The sequence below is a fragment of the Streptomyces naganishii JCM 4654 genome, assembly GCF_014650575.1.
In the GTDB taxonomy this organism is placed as follows: domain Bacteria; phylum Actinomycetota; class Actinomycetes; order Streptomycetales; family Streptomycetaceae; genus Streptomyces; species Streptomyces naganishii.
In genome coordinates, this window is record NZ_BMVF01000011.1 from 252,831 (window position 1) to 263,453 (window position 10,623).

Genomic DNA, 10,623 nt, shown 5'->3' on the forward strand with positions numbered 1-10,623 from the left:
CGCGGAACCGCGCGGGCCGCGCATCTCGAAGACGAAAGTATCCACTTGTGAGTGAGACAACGCATGACGGCGGTGTCGCCCTCGGGGCGGCTCCGTCGCCCGACGAGGGCCTCACCGCGGCCGAGCTCGCCGCGAAGTACGGGCTGTCCGTCAGCGGCGCCCGGCCTCCGCTCATGGAGTACGTCCGGCAGCTCTGGGGCCGGCGCCACTTCATCCTCGCCTTCTCCCAGGCGAAGCTGACCGCGCAGTACAGCCAGGCCAAGCTCGGCCAGCTCTGGCAGGTGGCCACCCCGCTGCTGAACGCGGCCGTGTACTACTTCATCTTCGGCGTCCTGCTCAAGGCCAGCCGCGGCCTGGACCGCTCCACGTACATCCCGTTCCTGGTGACCGGCGTGTTCGTGTTCACCTTCACCCAGAGCTCGGTCATGGCCGGTGTGCGGGCGATCTCCGGCAACCTGGGCCTGGTCCGCGCGCTGCACTTCCCGCGCGCCTCGCTGCCGATCTCCTTCGCGCTCCAGCAGCTCCAGCAGCTGCTGTTCTCGATGATCGTGGTGTTCGTCGTCACGATCGCCTTCGGCAGCTACCCGGGCCTGTCCTGGCTGCTGATCGTCCCGGCGCTGGTGCTCCAGTTCATGTTCAACACCGGCCTGGCGATGATCCTGGCCCGGATGGGCGCCAAGACCCCCGACCTCGCCCAGCTCATGCCGTTCATTCTGCGCACCTGGATGTACGCCTCGGGCGTGATGTTCTCCATCAGCGGCATGCTCGCCGGCAAGCCCGAGTGGTTCATCCGCCTGATGCAGGCCAACCCCGCCGCCGTCTACATGGACCTCATCCGCTTCGCGCTGATCGACGGCTACGGCGCCTCCCACCTGCCGCCACACGTCTGGGCGCTCGCCCTGTTCTGGGCGGTGGCCGTCTTCGCGGGCGGCTTCGTGTACTTCTGGAAGGCGGAGGAGAGGTACGGCCGTGGCTGAGCAGAACACCGCCCAGGGCGCCGCGCGTGCCGGGCAGCGGGTCCCCACCGTCGTCGCGGACGAGCTGCACATCGTCTACCGGGTCAACGGCGCCAAGACCGGCAAGGGCAGTGCCACCGCCGCCCTCAGCCGCATCGTCGGGCGCGGCAAGGACGACGCCAAGCGGGGCGTGCGCAAGGTGCACGCGGTGCGCGGGGTGTCCTTCGTCGCCTACCGGGGCGAGGCGATCGGCCTGATCGGCTCCAACGGCTCGGGCAAGTCCACCCTGCTGCGCGCCATCGCCGGCCTGCTGCCCGCCGAGAAGGGCAGGGTCTACACCGACGGCCAGCCCTCCCTGCTGGGCGTCAACGCGGCCCTGATGAACGACCTGACCGGCGAGCGCAACGTCATCCTCGGCGGCCTGGCGATGGGCATGTCGCGCGAGCAGATCAAGTCGCGCTACCAGGAGATCGTCGACTTCTCCGGCATCAACGAGAAGGGCGACTTCATCACGCTGCCGATGCGCACGTACTCCTCCGGCATGGCGGCCCGGCTGCGGTTCTCCATCGCGGCCGCCAAGGACCACGACGTGCTGATGATCGACGAGGCGCTGGCCACCGGCGACCGCAAGTTCCAGAAGCGCTCCGAGGACCGCATCCGGGAACTGCGCAAGGAGGCCGGCACCGTCTTCCTCGTCAGCCACAACAACAAGTCGATCCGGGACACATGTGACCGGGTGTTGTGGCTGGAACGCGGGGAACTCCGCATGGACGGGCCCACCGAAGAGGTGCTCAAGGAGTACGAGAAGTTCACGGGCAAGTAGCCGTTCCCCGATCCGGGCCCCGCCGCAACTCTTCCGGCGGGGCCCGCGTCTGCAAAGGAAAGGTCAACTCCCGCCGCGCAAAGGAATCTTGACACCAATCGGTGTGTTGTTGTGATGTGCAGGACACCCCCCACCGAGCTCGGTGCGTTGTACAACGTAAGCTGTACCGGTCCCGGAAAGCGGCAAGTGGGGAGATAATGCGCGACACCCTCCGCCAGGGCCGCCCCGCGGACGGCCGGGCGGCGTGTCCGAAATAGTGTGTGTTGGGTCGGCAGTGTAGAACGGGAGATGTGACGGCAATGGCTACGGAAACTCCCCAGCTCAACGCAGCATGTGCCGTCCCCGCCCCAGGCAGCGCGCGATGACGCGGACGGACACGGCGCACAATCCGGAACGCGCCACTCTCGACAAGGCCGCGGGCGAGAACTTCCCCGTGGCACCGTTCTTCCTGCCCCGGGCGTGGCGCACCGACCTCATGGCGGTCTACGGCTTCGCCCGCCTCGTCGACGACATCGGCGACGGCGACCTGGCCCCGGGCGGCGCGGACGCCCGGCTGCTCGGCGTGCCGGCCGGCGAGGCCCAGGACCGCCTGGTCCTGCTCGACGCCTTCGACGCCGACCTGCGCCGGGTCTTCGACGGCACGCCCGGCCACCCCCTGCTGCGCCGGCTCCAGCCCACCGTGCGCCGCCACCGGCTCACCCCCGAGCCCTTCCTCGGCCTGATCGCCGCCAACCGCCAGGACCAGCTCGTCACCCGGTACGAGACCTACGACGACCTCCTGGCCTACTGCGAACTGTCCGCCAACCCCGTCGGCCGCCTCGTCCTCGCCGTCACCGGCACCTCGACCCCCGAGCGGATCCGCCGGTCCGACGCCGTCTGCACCGGCCTGCAGATCGTCGAGCACCTCCAGGACGTCGCCGAGGACCTCGGACGCGACCGTGTCTACCTGCCCGCCGAGGACATGAAACGCTTTCACGTCCAGGAGGCGGATCTCGCCGCACCCACCGCCGGCGCGTCGGTGCGCGCGCTGGTCGCGTACGAAGCGGAACGCGCCCGCGTTCTGCTGAATGAAGGCGCCCCCCTGGTGGGTAGCGTCCACGGCAGGTTGAAGCTGCTGCTCGCGGGGTTCGTGGCGGGGGGGAGGGCGGCGATCGGCGCGATCGCCGCCGCCGACTACGACGTACTTCCCGGCCCGCCCAAGCCCGGCAAGGTCCAGTTGCTGCGTGAGGTGGGCGTGACTCTGCGAGGAGAGGGGTGATCCGGGCCGTGGAGCCGCAAGAGCACGTGTCCGCACCGGTACTCGCCGCCTACAGCTACTGCGAGGCCGTCACCTCGGGCCAGGCCCGCAACTTCGCCTACGGCATCAGGCTGCTGCCCGCCCCCAAGCGGCGCGCGATGTCCGCGCTGTACGCCTTCTCCCGGCGTGTCGACGACATCGGCGACGGCGCGCTGGCGGACGAGGTCAAGGTCGCCCGGCTGGACGACACCCGGGCGCTGCTCGGCCGGATCCGCGACGGCGCGGTCGAGGAGGACGACACCGACCCGGTCGCGGTCGCCCTCGCCCACGCCGCCCGCGCCTTCCCGATCCCGCTCGGCGGACTGGACGAGCTGATCGACGGCGTCCTCGCGGACGTCCGCGGCGAGACCTACGAGACCTGGGACGACCTGAAGGTCTACTGCCGGTGTGTCGCGGGGGCCATCGGGCGGCTCTCGCTCGGCGTGTTCGGCACCGAATCCGGCGCGCGCGGCGCCGAACGCGCCCCCGAGTACGCCGACACGCTGGGCCTCGCGCTCCAGCTCACCAACATCCTCCGGGACGTCCGCGAGGACGCCGAGGGCGGGCGCACCTATCTGCCCGCCGACGACCTGGCCAAGTTCGGCTGCTCGGCCGGGTTCCACGGACCCACCCCGCCGGAGGGCTCCGACTTCGCGGGCCTGGTCCACTTCGAGGTGCGCAGGGCCCGCACCCTGTTCGCCGAGGGCTACCGGCTGCTGCCCATGCTGGACCGCCGCAGCGGCGCCTGCGTGGCCGCCATGGCCGGCATCTACCGCCGCCTGCTCGACCGCATCGAACGCGAACCGGAGGCCGTGCTGCGCGGCCGGGTCTCGCTGCCCGGACGCGAGAAGGCGTACGTCGCCGTGCGCGGGCTGTCGGGCCTGGACACCCGGCACGTGACCCGGCGGACCGTCAGGAGGCGCGCCTGATGGACCGTTCAGTTCCGGGCGAGGCCGCCGAAGGCAAACGGCGGGCAACCCTCCGCCGCCGCACGGCGTCCCTGACGGCGACGGCCGGCCGACGGGTACCCGCCCACCGCGGCGGTCGCACAGGGGAGGGCGCTTCATGACGGACGGCACACGCTCCGAGGAGCCGCTCGCCGAGGCCCCGCGACCGCACCGCGCCACCCGGCCGGGGCGGCACGCCGTCGTGGTCGGCGGCGGACTCGCCGGGCTGACCAGCGCCCTCGCCCTCGCCGACGCCGGGGTGCGGGTCACCCTTCTGGAGGGGCGCCCGCGCCTGGGCGGACTCGCCTTCTCCTTCCGGCGCGGCGACCTGACCGTCGACAACGGCCAGCACGTGTACCTGCGCTGCTGCACCGCCTACCGCTGGTTCCTCGACCGCATCGGCGGGGCCGCGCTCGCGCCCCTGCAGAACCGTCTCGACGTGCCCGTTCTCGACGTGAACCGGCCCGAGGGACGGCGGCTCGGCAGGCTGCGGCGCGACCCACTGCCCGTACCCCTGCACCTGGGGCGCAGCCTGGCCGCCTACCCGCACCTCTCGCTCGCCGAGCGGGCCGCCGTGGGCCGGGCCGCGCTCGCGCTGAAGGGCCTCGACCTCGCCGATCCCGCCCTGGACGCGCAGGACTTCGGCAGCTGGCTGGCCGCGCACGGCCAGTCGGCGCGTGCCGTCGAAGCCCTGTGGGACCTGGTCGGCGTCGCCACCCTGAACGCGGTCGCCTCCGACGCCTCGCTGGGGCTCGCCGCGATGGTGTTCAAGACCGGTCTGCTGTCCGACCCGGGAGCGGCCGACATCGGCTGGGCCCGCGTCCCGCTGGGCGAACTGCACGACCGGCTGGCCCGCAGGGCGCTCGACTCCGCGGGCGTGCGTACCGAGGTCCGTACACGCGTCACCTCCGTCTCCACAAACGAAAACGGCGGCTGGAGCGTTCAGGTTCCCGGCGAGAGCGTCGAAGCCGACGCCGTCGTCCTCGCCGTGCCCCAGCGCGAGGCGCACGACCTGCTCCCGCCGGGCGCCCTGGACGAGCCCGCGCGGCTGCTGGACATCGGCACCGCGCCCATCCTCAACATCCACGTCGTCTACGACCGCGAAGTCCTCACCCGGCCCTTCTTCGCCGCCCTCGGCACCCCCGTGCAGTGGGTCTTCGACCGCACCGCCGCCTCCGGGCTGAGGCACGGTCAGTACCTGGCCCTGTCCCAGTCGGTGGCGCACGACGAGATCGACACGCCCGTCGCCGAACTGCGCGAGCGCTATCTGCCGGAGCTGGCACGGCTGCTGCCCCGCACCCGCGGCGCCGAGGTGACGGACTTCTTCGTGACCCGGGAGCGCACGGCCACGTTCGCCCCCACCCCCGGCGTCGGGCGGTTGCGGCCCGGCGCCCGCACCAAGGCACCCGGCCTGTACCTGGCCGGGGCGTGGACCGCCACCGGGTGGCCCGCGACCATGGAGAGTGCGGTCCGCAGCGGTGTGAGCGCGGCCGACGCCGCCCTCGGCGCCCTCGGCCGGCCCCGCCCCAGCCGCCTGTTCGGTTTCGAGGAGGCGGCGGCATGACGCTCGATCAGCAGCCGGCGGCAGGCCCCCGCACCCCCGGCACCGCTACAAGAGGAGAGACTGTGCCCACTGTGCCCCCGGCTTCGAGCCCCGCTCGAGGGACCGCGGTGGACGTGACCGCGCTGCTGGAGCGCGGCCGGACCCTGGCCACGCCCGTCCTGCGGGCGGCCGTGGACCGCCTGGCCCCTCCCATGGACACCGTCGCCGCCTACCACTTCGGCTGGATCGACGCCGCCGGCAACCCGGCGCACGGCGACGGCGGCAAGGCCGTCCGCCCCGCCCTGGCCGTCCTCTCCGCCGAGGTCACCGGCGCCGCCCCCGAGGCCGGCGTGCCCGGCGCGGTCGCCGTGGAACTGGTCCACAACTTCTCCCTGCTGCACGACGACCTGATGGACGGCGACGAGCAGCGCCGGCACCGCGACACCGTCTGGAAGGTGCACGGCCCCGCCCAGGCCATCCTGGTCGGCGACGCCCTGTTCGCCCTGGCCGGCGAGGTCCTGCTCGAACTCGGCACGGTCGAGGCCGGCCGCGCGGCCCGCCGCCTGACCGCCGCCACCCGCGCCCTGATCGACGGTCAGGCGCAGGACATCTCCTACGAGCACCGCGACCGGGTCACCGTCGAGGAGTGCCTGGAGATGGAGGGCAACAAGACCGGCGCCCTGCTCGCCTGCGCCTGCTCCATCGGCGCCGTCCTCGGCGGCGCCGACGACCGCACCGCCGACACCCTGGAGAAGTACGGCTACCACCTCGGCCTGGCCTTCCAGGCCGTCGACGACCTCCTCGGCATCTGGGGCGACCCGGAGGCCACCGGCAAGCAGACCTGGAGCGACCTGCGCCAGCGCAAGAAGTCCCTGCCGGTCGTGGCCGCGCTCGCCGCGGGCGGAGACGCCTCCGAGCGGCTCGGCGAGATCCTCGCCGCCGACGCCAAGAGCAGTGACTTCGAGAACTTCTCCGAGGAGGAGTTCGCGGCCCGCGCCGCCCTGATCGAGGAGGCGGGGGGCCGCGAGTGGACGGCCCAGGAGGCACGCCGTCAGCACACCACCGCCATCGAAGCCCTCGACGCCGTGGACATGCCCGAGCAGGTGCGGGCCGCGTTCACGGCACTCGCCGACTTCGTCGTCGTACGAAAGAGATGATCGCTATCGCCCGAAACAGCCTCGCGTAGTCGCCGGCCGGCGCCCAGAGGTTTCAGGCACCGGCCGACGGCGGACCCACAGCAGCACGACTCGCACGACTGCACGAAGGGGAAGCCATGACAGCGACGACCGACGGAAGCACCGGGGCCACACTCCCGCCCCGCGCTGCCGCGGCCAGCGAAACCGTACTCACCACCCCCGTGGCGGCCGGGGTACAAGAAGCCGCCGCACACGCCGTCAGGCGGGCCACCGACTTCCTCCTGTCGCAGCAGGACACCGAGGGCTGGTGGAAGGGCGACCTCGAGACCAACGTCACGATGGACGCCGAGGACCTGCTGCTGCGCCAGTTCCTGGGCATCCCCGACGAGGACACCACCCGCGCCGCCGCCCTGTTCATCCGCGGCGAGCAGCGCGAGGACGGCACCTGGGCCACCTTCCACGGCGGCCCCGGCGAGCTGTCCACCACCATCGAGGCCTATGTCGCCCTCCGCCTGGCCGGCGACGCGCCCGACGCCCCCCACATGGCGAAGGCCTCCGCCTGGATCCGCGCCCGGGGCGGCATCGCCGCCGCCCGCGTCTTCACCCGGATCTGGCTCGCGCTGTTCGGCTGGTGGAAGTGGGAGGACCTGCCCGAACTCCCGCCCGAGCTGATCTGGTTCCCCACCTGGCTCCCGCTCAACATCTACGACTTCGGCTGCTGGGCCCGGCAGACCATCGTGCCGCTGACCATCGTCTCCGCCAAGCGCCCGGTGCGCCCCGCGCCCTTCCCCCTGGACGAACTGCACACCGACCCCGCCGACCCCAACCCGGCCAGGCCGCTGGCCCCGGCCGCCACCTGGGACGGCGCCTTCCAGCGCATCGACAGGGCGCTGCACGCCTTCCGCAAGGTCGCCCCCAAGCGGATGCGCCGGGCCGCGATGCACACCGCCACCCGCTGGATCATCGAACGCCAGGAGAACGACGGCTGCTGGGGCGGCATCCAGCCCCCTGCCGTCTACTCCGTCATCGCCCTGCACCTGATGGGCTACGACCTCAACCACCCGGTGATGCGCGCCGGCCTGGAGTCGCTGGACCGTTTCGCCGTGTGGCGCGAGGACGGCGCCCGGATGATCGAGGCGTGCCAGTCGCCGGTCTGGGACACCTGCCTGGCCACCATCGCGCTCGCCGACGCCGGACTGCCCGCCGACCACCCGCAACTGGTGAAGGCCGCCGACTGGATGCTCGGCGAGCAGATCGTGCGCCCCGGCGACTGGTCGGTCCGCCGGCCCGGACTGCCGCCCGGCGGCTGGGCGTTCGAGTTCCACAACGACAACTACCCCGACATCGACGACACCGCCGAGGTCGTCCTCGCCCTGCGCCGGGTCAGGCACCACGACCCCGAGCGGGTGGACAAGGCCATCGCGCGCGGGGTCCGCTGGAACTTCGGCATGCAGTCGAGGAACGGCGCGTGGGGCGCCTTCGACGTCGACAACACCAGCCCCTTCCCCAACCGGCTGCCCTTCTGCGACTTCGGCGAGGTCATCGACCCGCCCTCGGCCGATGTCACCGCGCACGTCGTGGAGATGCTCGCGGTCGAGGGCTACTCCCACGACCCGCGCACCCGGCGCGGCATCGAGTGGCTGCTGGCCGAACAGGAGCAGGACGGCTCGTGGTTCGGCCGCTGGGGCGTCAACTATCTCTACGGCACCGGGTCCGTCGTCCCCGCCCTGACCGCCGCGGGCCTGCCCGGCTCCCACCCGGCGATCCGCCGCGCGGTGGCCTGGCTGGAGAGCGTGCAGAACGACGACGGCGGCTGGGGCGAGGACCTGCGCTCCTACAAGAACGCCAGGGAGTGGAGCGGCAAGGGCGCCTCCACCGCATCGCAGACCGCGTGGGCGCTGATGGCGCTGCTGGCGGCGGGGGAGCGCGGGTCCAGGGCCGTCGAGCGCGGCGTGGAATGGCTGGCCGCCACCCAGCGCGAGGACGGCTCCTGGGACGAGCCCTACTTCACCGGCACCGGCTTCCCCTGGGACTTCTCCATCAACTACCACCTCTACCGGCAGGTCTTCCCGCTCACCGCGCTCGGCCGCTACGTCCACGGCGAGCCGTTCGCCGACAAGGTCCGCCAGGACCGGCCCCGTGCCGAGGCCAAGGGGAGCTGAATGAGCACTCAGCCCGCCCCGGCCCCGCTGCTGATCGCCTGCGCGCTCGGCATCGAGCACCTCGCCCTGCGCCTGGGCGACGGGAGCGGTGCGGGCGGGCCCGTGACCGTCGTCCGCACCGGCATGGGACCCCGGGCGGCCGAGCGGTCCGTCTCCCGGGCCCTGGCCGGGCCGCCGCTCGAGGACGCGGCCGTGCTTGCCACGGGCTTCTGCGCCGGGCTGGCGCCGGGCATGCACCCCGGCGACCTGGTCGTCGCCGAGGAGACCCGGGACCCGCGCGGCACCGTCCCCTGCGTCGGCACCGAACCGCTCGTCAAGGAGCTGGCCCGCACCCTGCCCGGGCGCACCGTCCACACCGGGCCGCTCACCGGCTCCGACCACGTGGTGCGCGGACCCGAGCGGTCCGAGCTGCGCGCCACCGGCGCCATCGCGGTCGACATGGAGTCGGCGGCCACCCTGCTGACCGCCGTGCGCGCGGGCGCGCGCCCGGTTGCGGCCGTCCGGGTGGTCGTGGACGCCCCGGAACACGAACTCGTCCGGATCGGCACAGTGCGCGGTGGAATATCGGCTTTCCGCGTTCTCCGTTCCGTTCTACCGACTTTCTTCGAATGGCACCGTAATGTGCTGCTCCCCAGGAGGTGAGCCAGATGGCCATGCCGCTGCGCCAGTCCATCAAGGTCGCTACATACTTGGCCGAACAGAAGCTGCGCAGGCGGGACAAGTTCCCGCTGATCGTCGAGCTGGAGCCGCTCTTCGCCTGCAACCTCGCGTGCGAGGGCTGCGGCAAGATCCAGCACCCGGCCGGGGTGCTCAAGCAGCGCATGCCGGTCGCGCAGGCCGTGGGAGCCGTACTGGAGTCCGGGGCGCCCATGGTGTCCATCGCGGGCGGCGAACCCCTGATGCATCCTCAGATCGACGAGATCGTGCGCCAGTTGGTGGCCAGGCGGAAGTTCGTCTTCCTGTGCACCAACGCCATGCTGCTGCGCAAGAAGATCGACAAGTTCAAGCCCTCACCGTACTTCGCCTTCGCCGTGCACATCGACGGCCTGCGTGAGCGGCACGACGAGTCGGTGGCCAAGGAGGGCGTGTTCGACGAGGCGGTGGAGGCCATCAAGGAGGCCAAGCGGCGCGGCTTCCGGGTCACCACCAACTCCACCTTCTTCAACACCGACACCCCGCAGACCGTCGTCGAGGTCCTCAACTACCTCAACGACGACCTCAAGGTCGACGAGATGATGATCTCGCCCGCCTACGCCTACGAGAAGGCGCCCGACCAGGAGCACTTCCTGGGCGTGGAGCAGACCCGCGAGCTGTTCAAGAAGGCCTTCGCGGGCGGCAACCGGCGCCGCTGGCGGCTCAACCACTCGCCCCTGTTCCTCGACTTCCTCGAGGGCAAGGTCGACTTCCCGTGCACCGCCTGGGCCATCCCCAACTACTCGCTCTTCGGCTGGCAGCGCCCCTGCTACCTGATGAGCGACGGCTACGTCCCGACGTACCGCGAGCTCATCGAGGACACCGACTGGGACAAGTACGGCCGCGGCAAGGACCCGCGCTGCGCCAACTGCATGGCGCACTGCGGCTACGAGCCCACCGCCGTGCTCGCCACCATGGGTTCCCTCAAGGAGTCCCTGCGCGCGATGCGCGAGACCGTCGCCGGAAGCCAGGGCTGACGTCATGGCCGCCATTCCCCTGGGCGTTCCCGAGGTACCGGCCCGGCCGATCGCCGAGCGCCGCAAGAGCCGGCAGATCCAGGTCGGGTCGGTGGCGGTGGGCGGGGACG

At 72.0% G+C, this 10,623-nt stretch carries 10 protein-coding genes; all 10 read left to right on the forward strand.

All coding sequences use genetic code 11. The features are described 5' to 3' along the window. The first annotated feature begins 47 nt into the window (after positions 1–47). A complete protein-coding gene (locus tag IE217_RS21680) occupies positions 48–977 on the forward strand; it encodes an ABC transporter permease (protein WP_190179560.1) in 930 nt (309 codons plus the stop codon). Further along, positions 970–1,779 carry an ABC transporter ATP-binding protein gene (locus tag IE217_RS21685; protein WP_190179561.1) on the forward strand — a complete coding sequence of 270 codons (810 nt, stop codon included), beginning with the start codon at positions 970–972 and terminating at the stop codon, positions 1,777–1,779. The genes IE217_RS21680 and IE217_RS21685 overlap by 8 nt, the downstream gene beginning before the upstream one ends. Before the next feature lie 361 nt (positions 1,780–2,140). After that, a complete protein-coding gene (gene hpnC / locus IE217_RS21690) occupies positions 2,141–3,037 on the forward strand; it encodes a squalene synthase HpnC (RefSeq protein ID WP_190179562.1) in 897 nt (298 codons plus the stop codon). After that, the gene (gene hpnD, locus IE217_RS21695; protein WP_190179563.1) at positions 3,034–3,984 is read left to right on the forward strand and encodes a presqualene diphosphate synthase HpnD; all 951 of its coding nucleotides are present in this window, start codon (positions 3,034–3,036) and stop codon (positions 3,982–3,984) included. The genes hpnC and hpnD overlap by 4 nt, the downstream gene beginning before the upstream one ends. Continuing rightward, positions 3,984–4,124, forward strand: a complete 141-nt coding sequence (locus tag IE217_RS35445; protein ID WP_373298092.1) for a DUF6380 family protein — start codon at positions 3,984–3,986, stop codon at positions 4,122–4,124. Before hpnD ends, IE217_RS35445 begins: the two co-directional genes overlap by 1 nt. Further along, complete coding sequence (gene hpnE / locus IE217_RS21700) at positions 4,121–5,566, forward strand: hydroxysqualene dehydroxylase HpnE (protein ID WP_190179564.1); 1,446 nt, start codon at positions 4,121–4,123, stop codon at positions 5,564–5,566. The genes IE217_RS35445 and hpnE overlap by 4 nt, the downstream gene beginning before the upstream one ends. Continuing rightward, on the forward strand, positions 5,563–6,702 hold the full coding sequence (locus IE217_RS21705; RefSeq protein ID WP_190179565.1) for a polyprenyl synthetase family protein: 1,140 nt from the start codon (positions 5,563–5,565) through the stop codon (positions 6,700–6,702). Before hpnE ends, IE217_RS21705 begins: the two co-directional genes overlap by 4 nt. 116 nt (positions 6,703–6,818) lie before the next feature. Further along, the gene (shc, locus tag IE217_RS21710) at positions 6,819–8,843 is read left to right on the forward strand and encodes a squalene--hopene cyclase (protein ID WP_190179566.1); all 2,025 of its coding nucleotides are present in this window, start codon (positions 6,819–6,821) and stop codon (positions 8,841–8,843) included. After that, on the forward strand, positions 8,844–9,485 hold the full coding sequence (locus tag IE217_RS21715) for a phosphorylase family protein (protein ID WP_190179567.1): 642 nt from the start codon (positions 8,844–8,846) through the stop codon (positions 9,483–9,485). It abuts the gene before it with no gap. A 5-nt stretch (positions 9,486–9,490) separates the two neighbouring features. After that, positions 9,491–10,513, forward strand: a complete 1,023-nt coding sequence (gene hpnH, locus IE217_RS21720) for an adenosyl-hopene transferase HpnH (protein ID WP_190179590.1) — start codon at positions 9,491–9,493, stop codon at positions 10,511–10,513. Positions 10,514–10,623: the final 110 nt, after the last annotated feature.